Raw genomic sequence first — 25,941 nt, 5'->3', positions numbered from 1 at the left:
TACTGACCCACGCTTATCTGTTATCAGCAAAGTACTTGCCCCTGGCGGCTTTCAAATTAGTGCGAAATTTGTACCTAGAGTGGTGGAATAAATATATAGCCTGATGCCTAAGCTTTTATAATAACTATGTTTGTAATAGTTAGCTAAGTGGCAGTTAAACTTATTATCAAGCTTAGTATTGGCACTAGATAATTAAAGGTGAATTGTGCATGAAAAGGTTAATAAACCTTAAAAGGAAGTATTCTTTTAAACAGAAAATGTTGAGCTTTAAGCAAGCACTAGCACAGGAAAAACAAGAAACCATTGAGATGCTCAGCATCTATAAAAAATTTACTAAACGTAAAGCGAACAAAGAAGAAATGAAAATTGCCCATACGCAGTATTTCGATCTGCTAAAAGGCTGTGGATTAGGTGTTTTTGCGTTATTACCTTTCGCGCCAATCACCATTCCTATCCTTTTGAAAGTTGGCAGAATGGTAGGTGTTGAATTAATGCCAACCTCTTTTAATGATAAAAAACCAGTTCAAAATCCAGATCAAGGTAAATAGCGGCAAAGCTAATTTTTAAAAGCTAAGCCGCAAAGCCAATCCAGAAAGCCAGTTATAAAAGATAAGTTATAAAAGATAAGTTATAAAAAGCCTAGACAGCCATTCTTAAGCCGAAAAGATCAAGCCTAATAAAACCATTTGAGTTATCAAACCAATTAAATAAAAGTAGCTGCGCGGGCTCGGATTTTCATTGGTGGCAATTTTATAAAACAACGCCATATGTACAATACGCGCCGCCGCAAACACAGATGTCACAACATAAAGTGTATTTGCATCAACCCCTGCAAACATAGCCAATAAAGCGGTAACCACAAATAACGGCACATTTTCCAAAGAGTTCATAAAGGTACGATTACTACGGAAGACAAAAGAGTGGTGATCCAACTCAGGTGCAACCACACCCGGAATATAATGGTCTTGTTTTCTATGGGCTCTAGCCGCAACTAAAGCTTGAATAACAACGGTGGCGATAATAATAGCGATTACAAAAATACTGTCAGCATATTGTGGCATTGGACTTTTCCTGTTTGTTTATAGTTTGCGTGCAAAGTAATTTAACAGAGGTGTTTATATGTGTCAAATGGTTTGTGTGCAAAGTAAAATAACTGCTGCTTTAAAAGTAGTTGTTCATAAACCAAACCACTTTCGCTACCATGGGTAAATAACACAATTTAAAATTGATAAGAGCAGGCTTTCAAATGATCAAGAACGTATTCACCACCGCCGCCGTAATCATTGTGCAATTAGCTGTAATTAAAAGCGCCATTGCAGAACCAAGCCAGTGGCAAGTGAAGGTGGAAGAGCCTGATTTAGTAATATCAACCAGAACCGTACCGCATTCACAACACCTAGAAGTACAAGCAACAGTAAACTTTCAAGCGCCCATAAATACAATAAAAGCATTTTTTACTGCAGAAGGAGAGTGTTGGAAGTGGCAACTACGTTGTAGTCAAACGCACATTGTTCATACAACCTCTGAGTCAGAAAAAACGATTTATGTTGTTGTTGATATGCCTTGGCCAATTGATGACAGAGATTTTGTTTTGAATTCAACCTACAGCGAAGATCAAACTAATAACCGTTTGACGTTAACGTTAGTTCCGTCGGAAACCCAAGTACCGAGCGATTTAGTCCGCGCGTACTCAACAATCACTTACGAATTAACAGGACAAGCAGAAGACAACCACACCACACTGAACGTCACCATGCACACCGAATTTGGCGGTTCAACACCATCTAGTTTAACCAATAGCCTGTTACACAAAGAACTAAAAAAAGACTTAACCAAGTTAATGCAACTTGTGAAAAGTGCTAAAGAAAAGGCAAAACCAAAAGCTTAAAGATGAAGTGGGAGGCTAAGGGGAGGTTAATGGTTGTAGGTTTATTTGTTATTGACATAGGGAGGCACTTTAGGCAATTTATCTATATGAAATAAAAGATAAAATATTCAATGGATTTGACGTTTTTGAAGACTCCGCAGTTTTATAACGACAACGCTACTAAGTTAGCCGAACAGTACCTTTCAAAAACGTTTGAAGAGGTTCATCAAAGCTGGTCGCCGTTTTTACCCTCAATAATTGAAAACCCAAATGCTCGCATTCTAGACTTAGGCGCAGGTTCTGGCCGAGACGTTAAATACCTAGCCGAATTAGCCGCTAATACACACCCAACAGAAAATAACGTTCAAATCTTCGCAGTAGAGCCAGCACAAGAATTAGCAGTAATTGGACAGAAGACCACAGAAGATTTAAACGTGAAATGGCTTGATGATTCATTACCTGCATTAACCAAAGTCACCAAACAAGAAGTCAGTTTTGACTTAATCCTACTCAGTGCGGTGTGGATGCATATGAATGCAGAAGATCAAATTGAGGCGCTGAATACTCTAAGTAAGCTAGTTTCAACTAATGGACTAATTGTTATCACGCTTAGAATTGGTGAATTTTCAGATGGCCGTATTGCTCACGTAATTGATGAGTCTAAACTTATGCAGCAAGCAAATAAGCTGAATTTTGACGTTATTCTAAATGAAAGCTCGGTTGATGCACTAGATCGCTCAGATGTGACTTGGAAAACATTAGTCTTTAAATGGAAGTCCTAATATGACAGTTCAGTTTTATATCAATAAGTTTCAAGCCCTAAAACCGGATAAGTCGAGTGGGCATGCGAAGCCACATAAAGTATGTTTATTGTTAGCTGTCATCGAACAGATTGAACAAGGTTTGATCACAACGAATAAAGTAAATTATAACGATACTTTAAAAAGTAGATTCACTCATTACTTTAAACAATTACAGCAAGGTAATGATAAAGACACGCCATATCTGCCGTTTTATCATTTACAAACGAGTGGATTTTGGCACTTAGATGTTAAACCTGAATATCAACAGGAATTCAGTGTTTTAAAGACGGCAAGTAACTCAAATATCAGCCTTTGCGTGAATTTTGCGTATTTTGATGAGGAGCTGTTTGATTATTTAAAAAGTCCAATAATGCGACCTGCGTTAAAAGATGCATTAATTCACAATTTAGACAGCTTAGAAGTTCAATATCAGCGCTGGGCACTATCTATTGGTAAGTCTGAAAAGACGGTGAAAAACTACGTTGGTGCGCTTAAAGGTTCAATTTCGAACTGGTTGTACGATGCCGGAATATCCAAAGAGAACGTTTTGTCGATTGGCTCGTATGCACAGTATAGTGTGTTAGCGAGTAAAGCTTTACAAGTTGAAGAGTTTAGAGCAAAAAATAGTAAAGGCAATGGAATGTACAGCGCGGCGCTTAAATCTTACCAGTCATTTTTAGCTGATGTTACTCAAGTAAATGTTAAAGATGACATAGATAAGATTCTAAAAGACGAAAATACAACAACCACTGAAAAATCAAACTTGGTTAATACCAGAATAGGGCAGGGAGCATTCAGAGATAAACTGATCCAATATTGGCAGGGCTGTGCGCTAACTCGTTATAACAAAATGCAGTTTTTAATTGCCTCACATATCAAGCCTTGGGCAAGCGCTGATGACAAAGAACGGCTAGACCCAAATAACGGTTTGTTATTGTTGGCTAATATAGATAAAGCATTCGATCTTGGTTACATAACATTTACAGAAAAAGGCAAGATAGTAATTTCACCTTACTTAGACGACTACCAAGTTTTAGGAATAAGTAAAAATATGGGAGTAAATCTAAATCATCAACATCAAGATTATTTGGCATACCATCGAGAGATTACGTATAAAAAATAACCTTTTATTCACTTGTATATTAACTTTTTTTTAATACCCGATTGGTTCATGGAAGTCCTTTTACACTTTATGACTTAGCTTTTTGCAATTCACTATCAACGCGTTGCAGTAGTTTCAATTGGTGACAAATACGGTCAATTTGCTCAGGCGTTAACTGATTAGTAGATGAATAAGTTTTGGAATTTGATAACAATTTGTGATTTAAAACTAAAACCGATGAGTTATCTTTTCTTTCTACAAAGTAACCGGGCAGGGCAACAATTGGGCTTACGGCTACATACTCGCCAGTTGATGATGTTAACTCTTGAGATAACCATTTTGTTTGGCGTTTTGCCTGTTCAATTGTTTGAGTATCAGTCCATGTAGAAAATTGTAATCTGTCATTTTTTACCATCACTTTATGATGAGTCCCTGTTATTCCTTTTCTTCGGCTTTTGGTTTCAATCGCAAATACACCGCTAGGACATACAACCACATGATCAATATTAAACTTTAAACTAGTAGCAGGAATATCATGGAAAACACGAAAACCAGAGTAAAGAAGTTGAGTCAGTGATTGCCCAACAACTTGTTCTGCTTTTAACCCATCTGTTAAGTTAAAAATATGTTTCTGGGTTTTTATAAAACGTCTTATTACAAAAACTAAAACTATAAAAAGTATGATTGCTAGAGTTATTTTGGTTGGAAAGTTTAAAGTTTGATTAGCAATAAGAAGTGAACACATTGCCCCAACGACCACGAGACTGGCCAGTAATGCCCCGGCATCGAACGCCTTGCTTATTACTTCGTTACTTAAACTATAACCTGCTGGCCTTTCAATCTCGAATTCATAAAAAGGGTCTTTCCTTTTGTTTTTATGATTATGCTTTGTCCAATAAATAAATGGGAGCGCAATGTAAATGGGAAGGGCAACTACAAAAATACTGATCAAATCCATTTGTATATCTCAATGTTAATACTCAAACTCAGTTTGCTTTAACGGAATGCAGTTATCAACTAAAAATTAGTTCTATCAAACCCAATCCCCCATTGTTGGCAACTGTTCTATCTCTTGCTTCAAATACAATGCTACTTTCGCAACTCCCAAATAACTTAATTATGGAGATATTAGCGTTTCAGGTTGAATTTCAAACAGTTTGTCGTCGTCCCATAATTCGCATGTTTTTTGTAAGGTCCATAAACGACCATTGCTGGAGCTGCTCATTGCCCAAGTGCCATTAGCCACTGGGTAAATACTGCCAATTAACGTTGCTGAAGTGTCATCAATTGAAAATTTTCCCAAACCTACACCCGAGTCAACCGTCCATAAATGACCGTCTTGCCATGTAATGTCTTGGCCTGTGAAGGTGTTATCCGGTAAGGAAATGGTTTGCTGTAAAGTACCTTCTAAATTTAAGCGGTAAAGTCGAGTTTGGTCTCGTGCACTTAACAGTAGATCGGTGCCATCAAAGGTTAGACCCATAGTGCCACCTTTATCGGCTTCAGGTATCGTTATTTCATCAAGAAGTGTTACCTTTTGAGTGTCGGATTGTTCTCCTGTTGCTTCTTCTCTTAAACAGTCCACAGGGTCGGATGGTACTGAAAATTTAAAGATCTTTTTCTCGCTAAAGTCATTTACATAGAAAGCACCATTGGCAATGGTTAAGCCCCTAGGGTTAACGGCAAAGTGGGTGGCAATGCGGATAAAGGTTTCTGTTTTTGGGTCAAATCGAATTAAGTCAAGACCGGTTTCTTTTTCTGCCACAGGTTTGCATTGGCCATAGCCCAAACTGAAACGCCATAAATAAGTACCATCAAAATGTAATGCCCATCCAAAACTTAGATCAGACCCTTGCCCTAAACTTTGAATGACCGTTCGAGTTGAGTCTTGCTCGTCATATGTATAATGGTATTCATCTTCTAATTCAGCCGGTTTATAACCTAATTCATAATCAGCGGGTATGGAATAACCAAACCCCTCAGTTGGTTCTGTTCCACTCGACAGTCTTTGCGTGACTGAACCTGAATCCGTTACGGTGACATTTTCTAAATCGCCACCTAGGTGCTCTTCAGTTGGATACATGTAAAAGTGATTATCTGTCAGCTCCAAAGTTGATGACATTCCCGCGGTCACGGGGTGACTTGCGTAATCTGAAAAATAATTATTAGTGGCTATTACCGAAGAGTTTTCGGCATGCAAAGCCACAAATCCTTGCTTAAAGATATTATGGTGGATTTGCACGTTAGTATTATCTTGTTCTAAGGCGATTTCGTGGTAAGCATTTTGGTATAACGTATTGTATTCAAAGGTAGGTGAAGAACGCTCAGCATATAATCCTTCTGCATTATTCCAGCGAATAACCGAATAACGTACGGCCGCACTAGAATCAAATTGTGATACACCTATGTGAGCAAATTCGACTACTGCATATTCAATACGAGAATTGGTGCTATCAACAATAGTAATGCCAGCCCAATCTCCATTGAGGGCTTTAGTAGCGCCTTCAATTTTCTGGTAATCGCTAGTAAAGAAAATTTGTTGTTGTGCAGTCCCAATAGCGTTTAAAGTCCCGCCTTGAACTTCTATTCCCCCAGGAGTGCGATTTTTATAATCACGACTAGCACGAAATGCAACTTTGCTACCGGGTTCAATCGTCAACGTAATACCTTGAGGAATGACCACAAAGCCAGCTTGGATATCTCCAGACCAAGTCGTATCCTCGGTTAACTCACCTTCCCAATAAGTAGTGTCTGGGTCGGTATCAGTGTCTGGGTCGGTATCAGTGTCTGGGTCGGTATCAGTATCTGGGTTAGTATCAGTGTCTGGGTCAGTATCAGTGTCTGGGTCTGGGTCAGTATCAGTGTCTGGGTCTGGGTCTGGGTCAGTATCAGTGTCTGGGTCTGGGTCGGTATCAGTATCTGGGTCAGTATCAGTATCTGGGTCAGTATCAGTGTCTGAGTCAGTATCAGTGTCTGAGTCAGTATCAGGGTCGGTAACTTCTACTGGGATATCAGTATTTACTAAGTCATCTGCTTCAGAACCACCAGAGCAACCAGAACACAATAATAAAATCAGTAGCCCACTAAACCCCCAACTCAAAACATTCATAACTACTCTCCCAAACTCAAAAGACAAATGATCCTAGATAAAAACAATTAGTTAAACTTCACACAGCCTGGTTATTCAAAAGCCATTACATACCAAGTGTACAATCAGTGGAGTAAAAAATGCTATTTTTGTCACTCTTAATTTAACCCAGCATACCTCATTGTTATAAATAAAACGTGTATACACTTATGAGGAAATAAAGCTTTGTGTTCAATTTATTGCTTCAATTCAAATGGTAACTTGGTCGATTGCCAGAGATAATGCAGGTAGTCAAACCTAAGTACTTCATCACTATAAGAGTCTTAATTTGTCAAATCCAGCTTTGTGGTTAATTATCATTTTTTGTTAATTGAATAATTACATTTTTAATGTCGTTACTTACAAATACTTTAGAGCTTAATTCTTTTTCAATAGCCCTAGTTGTAGAGGAGCTTCTTCGAAGCGCAATTGTAAATAGTTCTTTGACTTGATTTGATGATGTTATATCTTGTTTCGAACTCCAAGTTATAAGCGCCGATGTAGCTTCATATTGTCCCATGTTAGCTAAAGAACTGAGGGCAGTGTTTTGTACAGCTATAGATGAATTTTCAGATATATATTTGATTATATGTGGGACTAAAGGTTCAGCTTTTATTTTGTTCATAGCGCGAGTGGCTGCGTTACTTTTGGTCACAGATTTGTTATCAATATAGCCAATTAAATAGTCTATTTGTTCTTTCTTTGCATTTTTTGCAATTGCGATTGCGAGTTCATTAATGAATGGATTATCTTCGGAAACTTTGGAAAATGTTGTTTGAACTAACTCTATGTGGTTTGGAGTCCGAGCTAACTTTTCAATGGATTTTCTTACAGTATAGATAGCGTTTGAACCTTGCCATTTACCTGTTGAAATAGAGTCATAAAAAATTTGTGCCGACCTTGTCGAATCGATAGCCGCTAATAAACTTAAACTATATTCAACTAATCTATCGTCACTCTCATTTCCTAAATTAGCATTGTGTATATTGTCTATTATTACCTGATAGATTTCAGCATTATCAGTATCTTTTAAATACTTTAGTAGTGACTTTTCAACTTTTAAATCGACAGTTTTATTATTGTATATATTACTTAATAGTCGAATTGTATTTTTTAACTGTTTGTCATTTGAAGACAACTGTTCAGATTCATTGTTTAATTTATTCGAATCTTGATTGTTACTTATAGGTGCGGTACTGACATTAATGGATTGTGAAGTATTAACTTTCTTATCTACCTTTGTTTCAGAAATTGCGGTACGTTCAGGCGTTACGACCTTAAATAGAATAGTAGAGATAATTAATAATGAAATAAAGTAGATAATAGTCGATTTTTTCACAAGTTTATTTCCACCCTAAACTTTGATATAGCTCTTCAAACAATCCACTGATGTCCGATACTTGTGAAGTTTCTTCCGTATGTAAAATATTAGCTGTTTTATTTATGCCTTCTGCTGTGACTTTGATACTTTCATTCTCTAATAATAAACTAAGTTGTTGGCTATACACCGGAACTATACCGTCACCAGCATACGAGGCTCTTGTTTGGCCATTTTCAATATAAGTTAGTGTATCAGGATGTGGATGGTCGCCAGAAAACCATGATTGATAAGCATATAAATCATAAAAATCAGATAGACCTGCATCTTTACTTAAAATTCCAAACTTTGTGCCACTAAATGATAATTGTCCTATTATCAATTCTTCTAGACTCAGTAAATTTTCATTTAGTGTTGATATTTCAGTTGAATCTGTAGATAGATACCCGACACTTGGGGCCTGAAGGTCCATCTGATATTCCAGTCCAAAATCAAATCCAAAGTATGTTCTTGTACCATTTAACATTTCAATAACTTCCCAAGCGTCTTCACATTTACCGTTATCTTGACGATAAGTACTTTTAGGGATGCACTTCTCATACATATATTGATAAAATCTACCTAGTGGTGAACCTTGGTGTGGCGTGCCTATTGTAGCAAAGCCTTCTACCAACTGTTTATTTGTTGTTTGTGTATTTTGTAAATATGAACGGGCTGCTAACCCCCCACGGCTATGGCCAAATAGAAATATTTTTGTATCTTGTCCTAAATGTTCAATTATACGAGTAATGGCAGCTTCAACTTCAATACCCAGTCCTTTGAACGTGGTGTAGTCACCATCACAACCTGCGACATTATTACATACTTTGTTATCTAATCCGGTTGCTGAATAACCACTGCCTCTGTCAAATGCTCCAAACTCCAAATTAAAACAACTAATACCATCTTTGTTAGGCTCAGTTAGGGATAAAGGAGAATTATCTGTTGTTAATATTTGGCAGTTGCCATTAAAAAAGCTGTCATCATTAATCATAGAGTCCCAAGTTTCAGGGCTCGACGCTAAGCCATGTAATAACAACATGGCTTTTTTGTATACAATAGATTCTGTCAAGGCTAACAAATTAAAAGTTAAATCTTCTCTTGCCAATATACCTATATAATATGACGTATTTTCTATTACACGCTCAATACATATTTCGCTTTTATCGCTTGCCAAATTGGATCGGCATTGGTAATCATATTTAGTTGGGAATTTAGATTGGCTTACATATAAATCGGCATCACCAGTCAAATTAGAAAGGGAAATTTTAAGCATTAAGTCAGTAGGGGATGCAACCGTGAAATATTGCCATTGATCCTTAGCCATATTACCTTCATATGTTTCAAATAAAATAAGAGTGCCGGGATTTAGGAGAGTATTGAATTCGGCTAAAAAAGGGTCGTTGTCTTCCTCATTAATCATCCCATCACCATCGATATCTAAATCGGTGTTATCACCAACACCATCATTGTCAAGGTCTGAAGATTCGGTAGAGTCGAATGGAAATGCATCTTCATCATTTATTATTGAATCACCATCTATGTCAGGATCTTCATTGTCTGCAATGTCATCAAGATCAGAGTCATTAGCCAATTCATTATTACTATCTCTAATTACTCTGACTCTATCTCCATCTTTAATACTCAGTGCTGAATATTGTTGTATATTTTCGAACGTAGTGTGTGGATCGTCTATCCAATTATTAAATGTATCTTTTGAATCAGGCATTAATGAAAGTCGAACCAAGTCTTCCGCGACATTCATAAGAACAGAATCATTGGTATCTATATAATCTACTAAGAGGTTATGAGACTGCAGTTGCAATTCTGATTTAACTTGTGAGACTGCACTAGTTTTACTAATGGATTGTTTCGTTTTTAAGTAAACCAGAGTAGTAAATGGGGTAATGAATTGTTCACCCTTAGGAGATGCTAATAAAAAATCTTTTTGTATGTAATTATTTAAACTTTCATCGAAAGTTTTGCCAGCTTCAGCATACGCAATAAGATTATAATCTTCCGGTGTGATTTCAGAAGATAGAGTAAGTACTCCTTTACCATTTTTTTGGGAAGTAGCAGAAGGTTCATCTGTATCAAGAATACCGTTGTTATTTAAGTCTAACCATACAGTGGCGAATTGTAAGTAACCGTCAATGACTGTAAAAGAATAAGATTGAGTACTGGAGGTTGTCGGTGTTTTGTTTTTTTCTTTTTCATCCGAAGTGCTTCCAGATTCACAACCGATTAAAATAGAAAAAGTAATAGTTATAAATACAAGACGAATAAAGCGTTTAATTGTCATCCTTGACTCCATATTTTAGATTAGTCAAATGTCATAATCCGACATTTAATTTTATTAACTTTATGAATATATTAAACTTAATAAAGAATTACTAGACACATAGAAATAAAAATATCCTAATCCTTAATATATGGGTTTTTAATAGTAAATGGGAGTTGTTACAGAATAAGTTATATTCGAGTATTTAGGTGTGTTAGTTCTGAATGTATTTATTGTTACCAATGTCACTTTGCACAACAATTTTACAAATAAGTATTTAAGCTGCTCATTTATTCTTTGTAGAGACTCTAAACTTTAAGCTTCATACCTCCGATATGCAGAAATAGTGAAATTGCCACTCCGATTGTTTTTTCAATCCGTAATTTCCAGCTAAAAGCAAAATGAACTCTAGCTATACTTCTATTGTCGAGATCATTGCAATTTGAGAGTCTAAATGTTGTGCTCTTGATACAATATTGTCTTTTAATTGACATAGGTATATCTGTTCTTCTACTGAAAAGTCATTGGTCTTGATTAGAGTTTGAATAAAAGATTCAGTTGTTAAAGTGGACAGCACTTTTTTAGTTAAATTAGAAAGTAATCTTGCCAATAATTTTTTATCTATTGCACAAGTTTCCGCAAAATCAGCTAACTGATAAGCATTGATATCATTGGGGTCAAACTCATCTCCCATTGCCATGGCTAATACATGTTTAAATTGAGGAAACATTGCAATATTTACGAGGTCATAAGCAGGAGTGAAACTACTATTATCCTTACCCCAAAACAGTGATACGTTTTTGCCATGACTATCATAATTACTAATGATTAAATTAAATAACTGCCAGTTGATTAGCCATTGTGCGCTTTGAGCAGGAGAAGACATTGTTCTACTGAACTCAAATAATTTAGTGAGGCTTACACCATCTCTAATATGCTGTACATCTCTGTTATCACCCAAATTTCGTTCGTATTTAAAATCCCTAGGCAAGTTTAAAGCTTGGCACCCGTCAATGACGTGCCTCCTATAGACTTGTTTTTTCTCCGAGACATATTTTCTATCAAAACGATGAACAATAAGCGCTGGGTGTTTTCCAAATCGAATAAACTCGACTTCAGCAGTAGGTAAGCCAACTGCTGCGGATAGCTTCATACAAAAGTATTCGTTGAGAACTAGATTTAGACAGTGTTTCTTTTCAAATTTTAAGATATGCGTAGAGCACAGTGTTCCGTCACCAAAACCAATTTCGTCATTTTCATTTATGAAGACGTTGAGTTTATCCTGTACACCCGCCACACTGAGCCTCGGCTTGTCGTCCCAGGTTAATAGACCTATATCTTCTTTAGTATCTAGTCTACTTTCAAGCTCATCTTTAGTGAGTAATCTGAAAGCAGGACCATCAGCTTCATTTACATTCTGTTCAATGCCGTTAGTCGTAAACGTGACTGCCCCTGAAAGATCGCCACCTATTTCACGTATTTGTGAGAAAACATTCTTTTCTGAAACTCCAGCCCTTTCTGCAAGGAGTAATCGAGCTTTGCCTTCTGGTAAGGCATTATCAAGAAAGTTATATGCAACAGTGTTATCGTGATTATTATCAAGAGTTAGGTTTGGAGATATGGCGAAACCATTTTGTTGCCAATCATGATTGTATTCTAGTTTGGGTAAGCCAGTTTCCTTATTCAGTGAAAGTTCACCGATAACGTTTTCCGCAAATTTTACATTTAGGCTGTAGGCATCTAATTTATCAGTCATCAGTTAGACCCACTCGTTATCAGCTATAGAATTAGAGTTGGGAGTTAGTAGCTCTTTTGTTATTAGCTTTATCCCTAACCCTTGTAAAACAGAAAACACTGCGGACAAAGTACAATTTGCATTACCGTTTTCAATACGTGATAGAGTATTTATACCGACTCCACATAGCGCTGCGCAGTCTGCTAGCTTCATATTCAGCTTTGTTCGTTTTGCTTTGACTAGCTTACCTAGTACTTCTGCATCTTCTATGTATGCAGAGTTTGGCATGTCTGAAACTTTAACTCGATTAGCCATATTGATAGTACCTAATTATTCACCACTAATAGTGATTATATTGTCAATAGTAACATTAGCAATAAATATTCACCATTATAGATGAATAAATTAAGTGGTAAGCATAAGTTAGCTTATATTCACTATAATTGGTGAATATAAGCTATCGCAGTAGTAACTTAATAATTGTTCACTAGAAGTGGTGAACTATTGTTCGTAATAACAGGGAAATCACTTAAGAAATCGTGGCTTTCTTATTTAATAGTAGGCCTTTTCGGTTCTGTTAGTTCACCAGCGATTAATTTATTTCATTAAAGCGCACTTTGGCGGGTGATCTAGTTAGTTACTACGCAGTAAATTTAGAACTTGAGAAGTAGTAATAGCTGTATTAGCAATACCTGCGGATTTTATATCAATATATAAACTTGGATAGACATTCTGAAAGGCATGGTTGCCTAAATAAACTAGGGCTTTAATCTGTTTAGATTAATCGGTTTTACTCACAAGTTTTCTCCTCAAATTCCCAACCCAAATGTGGTGAGCAAAATGAGGAGACAAGTTGCTTCAAGTAGTGAATTGACACCGTCATCACCACCTCAAAGCAGGTTTTTATTAATTCCAGTGAGTATTTCGTGAATAAAACTTGAATGGTGCACTAAACTTGACTGATTTTGTGAATGTAATGTAAAAACTAATTACTAATAGTTTATATAAGCTCATAGAGTACTATAAACATACTTTATTAGACCAGTAAGTTAAGCGATAAAAGTGGCTCTGATTTATGAGTTAGTAACCCAATTAGTAACCAGTTTTATAAGGTGTGATTTTATGCTGGAAAATTTAACTGTTTATTCCAACTATTAGGAAAAACCTAATAGTTGGAATGTTGTGAATCTTACTGAATAAACACTACTCTATATTCTGAATTTGTTCCCGCATTTGCTCAATAAGTACTTTTAATTCAACGGCTGCGTTGGTTACTTCTGAATTGATTGATTTTGAGGCTAGGGTGTTTGATTCGCGGTTGAACTCTTGCATCATGAAGTCTAGTCTGCGGCCGCATGCGCCGCCTTTTTTCATTATTTTTTGAGTTTCTGTTACGTGGCTTTGTAGGCGGTCTAGTTCTTCGGCTACGTCGGTTTTTTGTGCCATGTAAATCAGTTCTTGTTCTAGGCGTTGTTCGTCAATCTCTACGCCAGCTTCTTCTAAGCGGGATGTGATGCGTTCTTTTTGCCATTTCATGATTTCAGGTAGGTGAGCAGAAACAATTTTTGATTGTTCTAATACGCCTTCCAATCTTGTGTCTATCATGTCTTTTAGGTTTGCACCTTCGCTGGCTCTGGCGTCGATGAAGTCTTTAATCAGTGGTGTGAACGCGGCCAATATTTCTTGTTGTACGGCATTCATGTCGGTTTCTTCGGCTTGCATTACACCAGGCCATTTTAGAATGTCGACTGGGTTGATTTCCCCTGAGGCTGCTTCGTTGGTGATCCAAGATGCGCTGTCGATTAACTGTTTTGCTAAGGTTTTATTAATCGTTAACTGGGTGACTGCTGACGGATTGGGTGTGTATTTTAAAAAGACTTCTACTTTGCCACGTTGCAGTTGTTTACGTAAACGCTCGCGTAATATGGCTTCTAATGAACGGAACTGTTCTGGTAGTCGAATGTAGGTTTCTAAATAACGTTGGTTAACAGAACGGATTTCCCACACAGCGGTGCCCCAATCACCTTTGGTTTCGGTACGGGCGTAGGCAGTCATACTTTGGATCACAAGCGAGTCCTTTGTTTTAATAAGAAAGTGTTTAATTAGAAAATGAAACTATAATATTTTTGCAAGTATAACCGCGACGCAGCTAGCTGGCTAATTTATAGGGTATTAGGTCGTTATTATCCTAAAGATTTAAGTAAATACTTTAAAATGATGATTTATTAGTCAAAAGTACTCGCTATTTTTATTTAAAAAGCGTAGAATGCGCGCCCTTTTGATTCCCCCATAGACAGGCTAAGCTCGGATAGTTACGTAAGGTAACGCGCATGTGAGTGATAATGGATTGACGCGTGAAGTTGGGGTAGATGTGAGTAAAACAATGACAGAAAAAGTAACACCCCAACTAGAAGCAGCCGCGGTTGCCGAACTAAAATTTGCAGACTTAGGCTTAAGCCCTGCAGTATTAGATGCAGTAACAAGCGTAGGTTATGAAACACCTTCACCAATCCAAGCAGAATGTATTCCTCATATTTTAAACGGCGATGACGTTTTAGGTATTGCACAAACGGGTACAGGTAAAACAGCTGCGTTTGCATTACCTGCTTTATGTAAATTAGATGCAAAAATTAACTCTCCACAAGTGTTGGTTTTAACTCCAACTCGTGAATTAGCTATTCAGGTAGCTGAAGCGTTCACGACTTATGCTGAGAAACTTAAAGGTTTCCACGTATTACCAATTTATGGTGGCCAAGACTTCCGTACACAATTACGTTCTTTAAAACGTGGTGTACATGTTGTTGTTGGTACGCCTGGTCGTGTTATGGATCACATGCGTCGTGAAACATTGGATTTGTCTAACCTGAAAATGGTTATTTTGGACGAAGCTGATGAAATGTTACGTATGGGTTTCATCGACGATGTTGAATGGATCATGGAAAGTGTTGCTAAAAATACACAGATTGCTTTGTTCTCTGCAACCATGCCAGCACAAATATTAAAAGTAACTAAAAACTACTTAAAAAATCCTAAAGAAGTGCGCATTAAGCCTAAAACGGCGAGCCACTCAAATATTACGCAACAATATTGGATTGTTAATAACAACCAAAAATTAGATGTATTAACGCGCATTTTGGAATTAATCCAATTTGAAGGCATGATTATCTTTGTTAAAACTCGTCAAAGTACGGGTGAATTAGCTGATAAGTTATCTGCAAGAGGTTACGCCGCTGCAGCACTTAACGGTGACATGAACCAATCACACCGTGAACAGTGTATTGAGTCTTTAAAATCTGGTCGTTTAGACATTATCATTGCAACAGACGTTGCAGCCCGTGGTATCGACGTTGAACGTGTAACTCACGTTATTAACTACGATTTACCATATGATGTTGAGTCTTATGTTCACCGTGTTGGCCGTACTGGTCGTGCTGGACGTAAAGGTAATGCAATCTTGTTTGCTGCGCCACGTGAGCGTCGTTTATTAAAAACGATTGAACGTGAAACTAAGCAAACTATCTTGCCTTATGAAGCACCTTCAAATGAAGAAGTTACACAATTACGTGTGTCTTCTTTCAAAGAGAAAGTTGCCGATGCGTTGGGTTCTCAAGAATTAGAGTTCTTTAACAAGTTAGCGGCTGAATTTGCTGCAGAACATAACATGGAAATTGCTGAAGTTGCGGGTGCATTAGCATTCTTAGCTCAACAAGAAGCGCCATTACAAGTTAAAGGTCGCAGTATGCCTGGGCATAACAACGCCGATGACAGAAGTGGTGATCGTGGTGGCCGTGAAAGAAACGGACGCGACAGAGACCGCGGTGAGCGTGGCGGACGTGACAGAGATCGCAGCGAACGTGGTCCTCGTACAGACCGTGATCCTGGCGTTAAAATGCAAGCATACCGTATTGAAGTTGGCCGTGAACATGGTGCAACTCCAAGAGATATCGTTGGCGCTATCGCAAACGAAGCAAACTTAAGCTCTAAGTTCATTGGTAACATTAAACTTATGCCTAACTTCTCAGTGGTTGAATTACCGGCTGATATGCCTACAGAAGTACAGCAACAGTTAAAACAGACGCGTATTCGTAACCAACAACTGGATCTTAAAGTAGACCCACGTGGTGGCGAAGGTGTTGGTCGTGATGATCGTCCAGCTCGCCCTCGTCGTGACGGCGGACGTGGTCGTGGTGGCGAAGGTCATCGTGGACAACGTGATGGTGGTCGTTCTCGTCCATCAAATCGCGGAAGTCGTGATTAATAGAGCTATACGTTCTAAACAAAAAAAGGTGCATTTATTTGCACCTTTTTTTTAATTTGTAATGCAGCAAAATGTTTATTGGTTTTAATACTCACGGCTTAACTTAACGTGGTGATCAGGTTTATTAAATTCAAATGAAAATTATCCATGCAGCAAGGGATTGAATTTTCTATAATGCATTAAATTTTAAGAGTTATTGTTAGGCTGAGTCTTAAGTAACAGACTTAGTCGTTTATTAGATAGAGGTCTATATGCGTCCAAGTGGCAGAACCACATCTCAAATTCGTCCAGTTACCATTACACGTAACTTCACAGCACATGCTGAAGGTTCGGTATTAATTGAAATAGGCGATACCAAAGTTCTTTGTACTGCTACCGTAGAAAGTGGTGTACCACGTTTTATGAAAGGGCAAGGCAAAGGTTGGATCAATGCTGAATATGGCATGTTACCGCGCTCTACTCACACTCGTAACCAACGTGAAGCCGCTCGTGGCAAACAAACTGGCCGTACGATGGAAATACAACGTTTAATCGCTCGTTCTTTACGTGCTGCGGTAGACTTAAAAGTATTAGGCGAAAATACAATCACAATTGACTGTGATGTGATTCAAGCTGACGGTGGTACTCGTACTGCGTCAATTACCGGCGCTTGTGTTGCTTTGGTTGATGCCATTAATTACATGTTGAAAAAGAACATGGTTAAAGCTAACCCACTTAAACATCTTATTGCTGCTATTTCTGTTGGTGTTTACAAAGGGACACCAATTGCGGACCTTGAGTATGTTGAAGACTCAGAAGCTGAAACCGACATGAATGTTGTGATGACCGAAGATGGCCGTTTAATCGAAGTACAAGGCACAGCAGAAGAAGAACCATTTAGCTTTGACGAAATGCAAGAAATGATGGGATTAGCTAAACATGCCATCAAAGAATTAATAGATGAACAGAAAAAAGCGTTAGCTTAAGAGCAGCCATGAGTAACGAGAGCCGAGCTGCGAGTATCGAGCAAAAGCTAACACTCGCAACTCGTGCCTCGTAACTCGGAACTTGAGGAACTTATGAAAGATTATCAAAAAGAATTTATTGAATTCGCGTTAGAAAAGCAGGTGTTAAAGTTTGGTGAATTCACCTTAAAATCTGGGCGTACTAGTCCTTATTTTTTTAATGCGGGTTTGTTTAATACGGGTCGTGATTTAGCTCGGTTAGGTCGTTTTTATGCGGCAGCTTTGGTTGACTCTAATATTGAGTTTGATGTGTTGTTTGGCCCTGCATATAAAGGCATTCCAATTGCCACTACCACGGCGGTTGCTCTTGCGGATCATCATGATGTGGATACGCCTTACTGTTTTAATCGTAAAGAGAAAAAAACACACGGTGAAGGTGGTAGCTTGGTTGGCGCAGAACTTAATGGCAAGATCATGTTAGTGGATGACGTGATCACTGCAGGTACTGCAATACGTGAATCCATGGAGATCATTGCCCAGCAAGGTGCTGATTTATCAGGTGTATTAATTGCGCTGGATCGCCAAGAAAAAGGCAAAGCTGAATTGTCTGCTATTCAAGAAGTTGAGCGCGACTTTAATACTAAAGTTATTTCAATTGTGACCTTGGCAGATTTGGTTTCTTATTTAAAACAAAATCCAGATTACGCTGAGTTTTTACCTAAAGTAGAAGCGTACCGTGCCAGTTATGGTGTTTAAAGAAAGCTAACTTATTTGTTTAGTGAGTAATATATAATGTTAGTTAAAAACCGCTTAATTTAAGCGGTTTTTTTATAGCTAAATTAAGTGTTTATAATCTAAACTGTGGTGATGAAAAATATAAAACTACTACTAACATTTCTTAGCTGTTTGGCGTTTTATGCTAATGCGGCATTTCCACAATTATCATCTAATAATATTAATACCGATCGTCTTCTAACCAATTTTAAATATTTATCGAGTGATGAACTCGCTGGACGAAAGCCACAGACTTCAGGTCATTTATTAGCGCAAAAGTACATAACGCAAGAATTCAAAACGAATAAATTATTAAGTTTCAATGTTAATTATCAGCACAAGTTTAATTATGAGTCTTCACGCCAGAATAAGAGCGGTGTCAATTTGTTAGGGTACGTGACGGGTATAAAATATCCTAATTTGTACTGGCTAGTGACAGCACATTATGATCACTTAGGTGATAATGGCCGAAGTGTATTTAATGGGGCAGACGACAATGCATCTGGTGTGGCCGCTATGTTGGCGTTATCCCGTTATTTTTCTGAGCACCCACCACAATATTCTATTATCTTTCTAGCGACAGATGCTGAGGAAGATGGGCTCAAAGGCGCAAAAGAGTTTATATCAAACCCTCCGGTTCCACTCGATGCAATCGTGCTAAATATTAACTTAGACATGTTATCGCAAGATGCGAAGTGGAAAACCTTGTATGTAGCTGGCACTCGAGGAAATAAAAACTTGAAGACGGTGATCAGTCACACCAACGAGCTGTTACAAACCAATAGTTTTAAACTTAAGCGTGGGCATGACCGAGTTGGCGGCGGTCGACTATCAAACAAACTCAAACCAATTGATTGGAAAAAAGCCAGTGATCACTCTGAGTTTAGGAAAAAGAACATAGCGTATTTGTATTTTGGTGTAGATACTCATAAAGATTATCATACCGTGAATGATACTTTTGAAAACGCCAATATAAGTTTTTACCTACAAGGGGTTAACGCTATTTTAGTGAGTTTACAGCAGCTAGAGCAATTACTTCCCCAGCAGATACAATCCAATAATTAATTACAATAAGTACTTCACACTCGTGGTTTGCAGTCATACTATAATGTTTCCCTAAATGATTAGAGAATGACTGTTTTTATGCGTCCTTTATTTCCCGACATTCAAATAAACCAAAGTTATATGGTTCCTGTCTCTGACGGTCATGTTATTTATGTAGAAGAAAGCGGTAACCCTGATGGCATACCTGTGGTGTATTGTCATGGTGGCCCTGGTGGCGGATCAGACCCTTTGTATCGACGTTTCTATAACCCAGAACACTATCGCATTATATTATTTGATCAGCGTGGTTGTGGAAAGTCTACTCCGCATTGTGCCAACGACATCAATGCTACTTGGAATAATACACTGTCGGATTTAACCAAAGATATGGAAGTTATCCGCCAGCATTTAAATATAAAACGTTGGGTTGTTGCTGGTGGAAGTTGGGGAACGACTGTAGCGTTAATTTATGCCATTGAGTATCCAAGCTTAGTATTGGGATTGATTTTAAGAGGTGTGTTTTTAGGGCGTCAACAAGATCTCGATTGGTTATACGGCACTAAAGTTGGGGCTAGTCAAATTTACCCTGAACGACATGCTAATTTTATCAGAGGCAAAAATGCAGATTCAGTGGCTGAGTTAATAGCGGATTATTACGAACAGCTCACTGGTGATAATGACTTAGTGCAACTTTCAGCGGCCAAACAATTTGCCCATTGGGAGTCCAGCATATCTAAACTGAAACCAAGTTCAGGGTCATTGCAAATGACTAATAAAGAAGTGATAGCGGGATCCTTGTTAGCGTGTCATTACTTTACTAACAATTGTTTTATGTACGAACACGAGATCATCAGTGAGATTGGTCGTATTAGTCATATTCCAGGTTATATAATCCATGGTCGTTACGATATTGTATGTAAACCAGAAGGGGCTTATGAATTGAGTCGATTCTGGGAAAATGGCTTGTTAGAAATAATTCCTGAAGCAGGCCACAGCTGCACTGAAATTGGCATTATTGATGGATTAGTTAGAGCCAGTGATGAAATGGCAAATTATATTAAACAGGAGAAGTTAAGTTAAATGATCGCCTTGATTCAAAGAGTAAAATCCGCCCAAGTCGATGTGGATAATCAAACCATAGGAAAGATTGGCCAAGGTTTGTTAGTGTTATTGGGAGTCGCCAAAGATGATGACAAGGCCAAAGCCGACAGATTAGTGCAACGGATCACCAATTACCGTATATTCTCTGATGCCGATGGCAGAATGAATTTAAGTTTGAAACAAGTAGAGGGTGAGCTGCTAGTTGTATCTCAGTTTACTTTAGTGGCGGACACAAAAAAGGGCACTCGCCCAGGTTTCTCCAGAGGGGCTAGCCCAGAATTGGGGGAACAGTTATACGATTATTTTGTTGAACAATGTAAACAAGCAGGCATAACGACTCAAACCGGGAAGTTTGGTGCAGACATGCAAGTGGGCTTAGTCAATGATGGACCAGTGACCTTTAATCTTGAGGTGTAAACGTTCTAGGCCTAATAAAATGAATACTTATAAAATAAAAACACTAAAAATGAAAAGGGAAGGGAAATGGGCATTTTAAAATTAATTACGTATTTAGCCGGCGCGGCAGCATTAGGTTTGTCAGGTTATTTAGTTAAATTATTAAATGAAACTAATTTAATGGAACAAGTTGCAGCGATACCAAGTGAAAACATTACGTATTTCCATATTGGCGCTGTGGTTGTGATAGCTTGGCTGATAGTGAGTTTTGTAATGAAACTGATCTCCAGAGCAATCATTATTGCCTTGTTAGTTCTTGCTGTTGGTGCAGAAGGGACTTTTGTTGGCATGAACCTAAACGGTTTGATAGTTGAACAAACTGCCACGTTAGAAGATGTGAAAGAGAAAGCAGAAGATATGTTAGAAGAATTAAAAGATGCCATTGACGATTAAGGTTTAACTTAGTTGATTAGGCAAAAAAATAGGGAAGTCATGCTTCCCTTTTTTTATATGTGTAATTTGGGCTTAGTCAGTAATGACTACGTTACGACCGGCTTCTTTCGCTTCGTATAACAACTCGTCGGCTTTGATCATAATGCCGTCAAAAGAGTCTTCGCAACAATGGGCAACACCAATACTGATGGTGCATTTAATTGTATTGCCACCCACTTCAACGGACATGTTTTCCATTTCTTGACGGAAATTATCCAGTAACAATGTAGCTTCGTCTCTGGCTAAGGTATCTAAGAATATACAAAATTCTTCACCGCCAATTCTGGCCGCTAAATAGTCTGCTGAAAAATGCTGTTGGATTAACTGGGCTGTGGCTTTTAATATTTCATCACCGGCGTCATGGCCGTAAGTGTCATTCACCGATTTAAAGTGATCGATGTCCATCATAGCAAGTGTTGAGTTGGTAGAGCCATCAAATCGTTTGGTAATTTCAGGCGACACCTTTTCGAAAAAGTAACGTCGGTTGTATAAACCAGTAAGGTAATCGGTGTTGGCTTGCCGGCGAATGGTTTCTACACTCTCAATAAACTCGATGTTTTGTAAAACCCGGCAATAAAACTCTTCTAAACAGAATGGTTTAGTTAAAAAGTCATTTGCACCGTTCTTGATGAATTTAGCGGTGAGGGCAGGATTATCTGCACCAGACAAACCAATAATACTGATTTCATCTTTAGAGTATTTAGAACGGATTTGATTACATAATTCAATCCCATCCATATTAGGTAATTCTTTGTCGGTGATCACTAACTTGATAGTAGGATGTTTTTCTAGTTGAGCGATGGCTTCTGCGCCGGTACTTGCCAAGATAACGTCATAGTTATGACGATTTAATAATCGTTTTAAATACTCTCTGGAGTCATCGGATTCATCTACAACCAAGATTTTAATTAAATGATTAACTCTGAGCTTAACTAACAAGTGCTGTAAGTAGGTGTAGGCTTGTTTGCTTTCTTTAGTGATGTAGTCAATTACGGGTAAATTTAAAATGGTATCTCGGGTTTCATCGTCGATCATGCCGGTCATGACAACGCCAGGAACGTTATGATCTAACAGATAAGGGATGGCTTCACCATTTGGAGCATCGGGTAAGCTGTAATCAATAATTGCACAAAAGAAGTCAGGAAACATGTGCTCTAACGCTTTCACTTCAGCGAATGTTTCTGCAGTGACCGGATTAAAACCAGCATTGGTTACTAAATGTTTGTGGATTTGAAGAATAGGTTTACTATCTTCGACAATTAAAACGTTGAGCTTATTCATGCGCACTTTTTTATATTACTGTGTTGTAGAGTTAAGCACTATATGCGTAAACCCGCAATAAGAATCTAATTTTTATAGTGATTTAGGCGTTAGTATAGACTTGTTTTTCACCCAACCAGCGTTGAATGATTTTATTTATCAATTCTGGTTGATGGTTGAGTATATTGGTCGCTAAATTCATAGCAATAGGAATTAATGCTTCATCTCTATTTAAGTCGGCTACTTTGAAATCGGCGATGCCGGTTTGTTTGGTACCGATAATTTCCCCTGCGCCACGTATTTCTAAATCTTTTTGCGCAATAACAAAACCGTCGCTAGAGTCACGTAACACTGCCAATCTCTTTTGAGCAGTATCTGATAGAGGAGCATGATATAACAGAACACAGTGCGACTTAGAGGCGCCACGACCCACTCGGCCACGGAGTTGGTGTAACTGTGCTAATCCTAGTCGTTCAGGATTTTCTATGATCATTAAACTGGCATTAGGTACGTCTACGCCCACTTCAATCACAGTGGTAGCCACTAATAAATTAATGTCGCCAGATTTAAACTGTTCCATGACACTTTGTTTGTCGTCGCTTTTCATACGCCCGTGTACTAAGCCAATTTTTAATTCAGGTAATAATGTTTGTAATTCAATCGCAGAATCTTCAGCGGCCTGGCATTGTAATACTTCTGATTCTTCCACCAAAGTACACACCCAATAGGCTTGTTGCCCTGTGGTGATACATACGTCTTTCACCCGTTCTATTATGGATTGTCGGCGAGTATCTGGAATTGCGACAGTCGTGACAGGCGTTCTTCCCGGTGGCAGTTCATCAATGATTGAACAGTCTAAGTCGGCATACGCGGTCATGGCCAATGTTCTAGGTATTGGCGTGGCGGTCATGACTAATTGGTGAGGGTACAAACTACCATTTTCTGAATGTATAGCACCTTTGTTACGTAGCTCTAAGCGTTGATGAACACCAAATCGGTGTTGTTCATCGATGATGATCATAGCTAAGTTATGAAATTGTACAGATTCTTGAAATAAGGCATGGGTACCAATCACCATTTGGGCAGAACCAGACTCAATTTTTTCTAGGATAATTCTGCGCTCGGCGGCTTTCGTTTTACCCGCTAACCAAACTACCTCTATGCCTAACGGTTCAAGCCATTGCTTAAAACTATTGGCGTGTTGTTCCGCCAGTATCTCGGTAGGTGCCATTAACGCAACTTGATAATTTGCGCCAATAGCGGTTAATGCTGCCATCGCGGCGACGAGTGTTTTACCTGACCCAACGTCACCTTGCACCAATCTGAGCATAGGTCTCGGTTGTTTAATATCTTTATAAATATCAGCTATGACTCTTTGTTGAGCATTGGTTGGGGTAAACGGTAATTGTTGTAAAAAGCGATGGTTTAACTCTGCATTAGGTTCAAGTGACAGGGCATTAACTTGTTGAAAACTGTGTTTGGTTTTTAACATGCTGACTTGATGAGAGACCAGCTCTTCTAAAGCCAAACGTTGCTGAGCTGGATGTATGCCTAACTCCAACAAATGATAGGGTGTGTCGACCGGTGGACGGTGGCAAAGGCTTAAAGCTTGTTTAATCGTATAATTATTAGGTAAAGACTCGGCAGGTAAGATTTCATCCACATTGTATTTTTGCAGTCGACTTAGCGCTTGTTCGGTAATATTTCGTAAGGTGGCTTGTTTAATGCCTTCTGTGGTTGGGTAAACCGGTGTTAAGGTTTCTTCTACCGATACCGGTTGTTCAGGGTCCACTTGTTTGTATTCTGGATGGATCATTTCTGGTCCGTTTCGACCGCCTCTTATCTCACCAAAACAACGTAACCACACACCACTTTCTAATTGGTTTTTCTGTGACGCACTAAAGTTAAAAAAGCGAAGGGTCATTAATCCTGTAGGGTCACTAATTCTTACTAACATAGAACGACGTTTACCAAATTGAATTTGGCAAGACTGAACCTGACCGACAACGGTAACATGAGTGCCAACAACAGAATCAGCTATGGTGTATATGCGGCTGCGGTCTTCGTACCTAAGTGGAAGGTGAAATAAGGCATCTTCTACGTTATGAATATCAATTTTTGCTAACTTTTCAGCAACCTTAACCCCTATGCCTTTTAAGGTAGTGATAGGGACAGAAGCAAGGGATGATAAGGCCATGTTAGTTTCTTAATTTGGCTAATCGGCAAAAGAATTAGGGTTTAATTCAAATTGTTGATTGGTATGAGTGAAATCAACTCTGCGTGATTTTGAATCAGCAGGTAATTTATTGTATTTGTCTTTTATTGCTTGATACCAACTGCGATCTGCTGCGATTTGGCCAAACTCATCCAAAGGAGGATAAGGCGTTTTTGTTCTTACGCATAATTCGGCGTATATGGGATGGCCCCCTTCAAATAACATTTGATGTCTAATTTCTTCGCTTATTTTTGGGCTATCGTATAATCCAGCTGCTAAACGTTGACGTTGCGCTTCATACATAATTAATGCACCAGCAACACTTACGTTTAGGGATTCAACCATGCCATACATAGGCACAACCACATGATGATCTGCCATCTCTAATGCGGTTTCAGAAATACCATCTCGCTCTTGCCCTAATATTAAGGCGGTGGGTTTGGTGTAATCTATCTCACGAAAATCAACGGCACGGTCAGATAAGTTTGTGGCTAGTACCTGCATACCTTGTTGTTTAAACTCGGTAATGGCGGTTTGTGTATCTGGTTGCTCGACTACTTTTACCCACTTTTGACTACCGGATGCACGTCCACCAGATAACCAACGGCTTTCGGTTGTATAAATTGCGTGGATATTATGAATGCCGATAGCATCAGCCGTGCGAATAATGGCTGATAAATTATGAGTTTTGTGCACCTGCTCCATACACACCGTTAAATCAGGTTGGCGTTTATTGAGCAGGTCGGTGATACGTTGGAAGCGTTCTGGTGTCATAAGAGTATTAAACGTCTGATAATTCTAATACGCCATCAATTTCAATTTGTACACCTTTTGGTAACGCAGAAACTTGTACAGCTGCTCTTGCTGGGTACGGTTCAGACACATATTTGGCCATGATCTCATTTACTTTTGCAAAGTTACCTAAGTCAGTTAAGAAGATGTTTAGTTTTACTGCATTGGCTAATGAACCACCGGCCGCATCACATACCGCTGCTAAATTTTTGAATACTTGTTCCGCTTGTTCCGTGAAATCTTCAGAGATGATCTCCATGGTTTCTGGAATTAACGGGATCTGGCCTGATAAATAAACCGTAGTGCCGGTTTTTATCGCTTGGTTATAAGTACCAATGGCAGCTGGTGCGTTTTCAGTCGAAATTACAATTCTAGTCATGTTGTTTAATCCTA

At 38.4% G+C, this 25,941-nt stretch carries 23 protein-coding genes; 11 read left to right on the top strand and 12 right to left on the bottom strand.

The window, feature by feature from the left end; all coding sequences use genetic code 11:
- The first annotated feature begins 209 nt into the window (after positions 1-209).
- Positions 210-548: a hypothetical protein gene (locus tag KO505_RS15510; RefSeq protein ID WP_216056364.1), complete on the top strand. Its 339-nt coding sequence runs from the start codon at positions 210-212 to the stop codon at positions 546-548.
- A gap of 105 nt (positions 549-653) precedes the next feature.
- Here the strand turns inward: KO505_RS15510 and KO505_RS15505 are convergent, their stop codons facing one another.
- Entirely contained in the window at positions 654-1,061 is a 408-nt protein-coding gene (locus KO505_RS15505; RefSeq protein WP_216056363.1) for an MAPEG family protein, read from the bottom strand.
- Between the two features lie 185 nt (positions 1,062-1,246).
- Here KO505_RS15505 and KO505_RS15500 point away from each other — a divergent pair, with 185 nt between their 5' ends.
- The 3 genes from KO505_RS15500 to KO505_RS15490 all read left to right on the top strand — a co-directional run bounded on the left by KO505_RS15500 (position 1,247) and on the right by KO505_RS15490 (position 3,793).
- Entirely contained in the window at positions 1,247-1,888 is a 642-nt protein-coding gene (locus KO505_RS15500; RefSeq protein ID WP_216056362.1) for an START domain-containing protein, read from the top strand.
- 110 nt (positions 1,889-1,998) lie between these two features.
- Positions 1,999-2,649: a bifunctional 2-polyprenyl-6-hydroxyphenol methylase/3-demethylubiquinol 3-O-methyltransferase UbiG gene (locus tag KO505_RS15495; RefSeq protein ID WP_216056361.1), complete on the top strand. Its 651-nt coding sequence runs from the start codon at positions 1,999-2,001 to the stop codon at positions 2,647-2,649.
- 1 nt (position 2,650) lies between these two features.
- A complete protein-coding gene (locus tag KO505_RS15490; RefSeq protein ID WP_216056360.1) occupies positions 2,651-3,793 on the top strand; it encodes an HNH endonuclease in 1,143 nt (380 codons plus the stop codon).
- A 67-nt stretch (positions 3,794-3,860) separates the two neighbouring features.
- Here the strand turns inward: KO505_RS15490 and KO505_RS15485 are convergent, their stop codons facing one another.
- From KO505_RS15485 to KO505_RS15455, 7 genes are all read right to left on the bottom strand, one after another.
- Complete coding sequence (locus KO505_RS15485) at positions 3,861-4,730, bottom strand: nuclease-related domain-containing protein (protein WP_216056359.1); 870 nt, start codon at positions 4,728-4,730, stop codon at positions 3,861-3,863.
- Positions 4,731-4,889: 159 nt separating this feature from the next.
- Positions 4,890-6,881 carry a right-handed parallel beta-helix repeat-containing protein gene (locus KO505_RS15480; RefSeq protein ID WP_216056358.1) on the bottom strand — a complete coding sequence of 664 codons (1,992 nt, stop codon included), beginning with the start codon at positions 6,879-6,881 and terminating at the stop codon, positions 4,890-4,892.
- Positions 6,882-7,209: 328 nt separating this feature from the next.
- Positions 7,210-8,238: a hypothetical protein gene (locus KO505_RS15475; RefSeq protein WP_216056357.1), complete on the bottom strand. Its 1,029-nt coding sequence runs from the start codon at positions 8,236-8,238 to the stop codon at positions 7,210-7,212.
- 4 nt (positions 8,239-8,242) lie between these two features.
- A complete protein-coding gene (locus KO505_RS15470; protein ID WP_216056356.1) occupies positions 8,243-10,558 on the bottom strand; it encodes a pre-peptidase C-terminal domain-containing protein in 2,316 nt (771 codons plus the stop codon).
- A 391-nt stretch (positions 10,559-10,949) separates the two neighbouring features.
- A complete protein-coding gene (locus KO505_RS15465; RefSeq protein WP_216056355.1) occupies positions 10,950-12,293 on the bottom strand; it encodes a HipA domain-containing protein in 1,344 nt (447 codons plus the stop codon).
- Between the two features lie 3 nt (positions 12,294-12,296).
- The gene (locus tag KO505_RS15460; RefSeq protein ID WP_216056354.1) at positions 12,297-12,587 is read right to left on the bottom strand and encodes a helix-turn-helix domain-containing protein; all 291 of its coding nucleotides are present in this window, start codon (positions 12,585-12,587) and stop codon (positions 12,297-12,299) included.
- Between the two features lie 888 nt (positions 12,588-13,475).
- On the bottom strand, positions 13,476-14,339 hold the full coding sequence (locus KO505_RS15455) for a YicC/YloC family endoribonuclease (RefSeq protein WP_216056353.1): 864 nt from the start codon (positions 14,337-14,339) through the stop codon (positions 13,476-13,478).
- Positions 14,340-14,655: 316 nt separating this feature from the next.
- Between KO505_RS15455 and KO505_RS15450 the strand changes: the two genes are divergently transcribed.
- The 7 genes from KO505_RS15450 (at position 14,656) to KO505_RS15420 (ending at position 21,242) form a co-directional block, all read left to right on the top strand.
- The gene (locus KO505_RS15450) at positions 14,656-16,530 is read left to right on the top strand and encodes a DEAD/DEAH box helicase (RefSeq protein ID WP_216056499.1); all 1,875 of its coding nucleotides are present in this window, start codon (positions 14,656-14,658) and stop codon (positions 16,528-16,530) included.
- Positions 16,531-16,781: 251 nt separating this feature from the next.
- A complete protein-coding gene (gene rph / locus KO505_RS15445; RefSeq protein ID WP_216056352.1) occupies positions 16,782-17,495 on the top strand; it encodes a ribonuclease PH in 714 nt (237 codons plus the stop codon).
- A gap of 93 nt (positions 17,496-17,588) precedes the next feature.
- Positions 17,589-18,230, top strand: a complete 642-nt coding sequence (gene pyrE, locus KO505_RS15440) for an orotate phosphoribosyltransferase (RefSeq protein WP_216056351.1) — start codon at positions 17,589-17,591, stop codon at positions 18,228-18,230.
- Positions 18,231-18,341: 111 nt separating this feature from the next.
- Positions 18,342-19,313 carry a M28 family peptidase gene (locus KO505_RS15435; protein ID WP_216056350.1) on the top strand — a complete coding sequence of 324 codons (972 nt, stop codon included), beginning with the start codon at positions 18,342-18,344 and terminating at the stop codon, positions 19,311-19,313.
- A gap of 66 nt (positions 19,314-19,379) precedes the next feature.
- Positions 19,380-20,372 (top strand): prolyl aminopeptidase, encoded by a 993-nt coding sequence (gene pip / locus KO505_RS15430; RefSeq protein ID WP_252731825.1) that lies wholly within the window; start codon positions 19,380-19,382, stop codon positions 20,370-20,372.
- Positions 20,373-20,810, top strand: coding sequence for a D-aminoacyl-tRNA deacylase (gene dtd, locus KO505_RS15425; RefSeq protein WP_216056349.1), 438 nt, complete (start codon positions 20,373-20,375; stop codon positions 20,808-20,810).
- Positions 20,811-20,876: 66 nt separating this feature from the next.
- Positions 20,877-21,242, top strand: coding sequence for a hypothetical protein (locus KO505_RS15420; RefSeq protein ID WP_216056348.1), 366 nt, complete (start codon positions 20,877-20,879; stop codon positions 21,240-21,242).
- Positions 21,243-21,314: 72 nt separating this feature from the next.
- Here KO505_RS15420 and KO505_RS15415 read toward each other — a convergent pair whose 3' ends face one another.
- The 4 genes from KO505_RS15415 to KO505_RS15400 form a co-directional block, all read right to left on the bottom strand.
- Positions 21,315-22,562, bottom strand: a complete 1,248-nt coding sequence (locus tag KO505_RS15415) for a diguanylate cyclase (RefSeq protein ID WP_216056347.1) — start codon at positions 22,560-22,562, stop codon at positions 21,315-21,317.
- An 82-nt stretch (positions 22,563-22,644) separates the two neighbouring features.
- Positions 22,645-24,738 carry an ATP-dependent DNA helicase RecG gene (recG, locus tag KO505_RS15410; protein ID WP_216056346.1) on the bottom strand — a complete coding sequence of 698 codons (2,094 nt, stop codon included), beginning with the start codon at positions 24,736-24,738 and terminating at the stop codon, positions 22,645-22,647.
- Between the two features lie 18 nt (positions 24,739-24,756).
- On the bottom strand, positions 24,757-25,530 hold the full coding sequence (gene trmH / locus KO505_RS15405; protein WP_216056345.1) for a tRNA (guanosine(18)-2'-O)-methyltransferase TrmH: 774 nt from the start codon (positions 25,528-25,530) through the stop codon (positions 24,757-24,759).
- Between the two features lie 7 nt (positions 25,531-25,537).
- Entirely contained in the window at positions 25,538-25,927 is a 390-nt protein-coding gene (locus KO505_RS15400; RefSeq protein WP_216056344.1) for a RidA family protein, read from the bottom strand.
- Positions 25,928-25,941: the final 14 nt, after the last annotated feature.

Origin of the sequence: Psychrosphaera sp. F3M07 (assembly GCF_018860345.1) — a bacterium.
GTDB classification, from domain to species: Bacteria; Pseudomonadota; Gammaproteobacteria; order Enterobacterales; family Alteromonadaceae; genus Psychrosphaera; species Psychrosphaera aquimarina.
The sequence above is the reverse complement of the archived record's forward strand: the minus strand, read 5'-3'. Positions and strand labels throughout refer to the sequence as shown.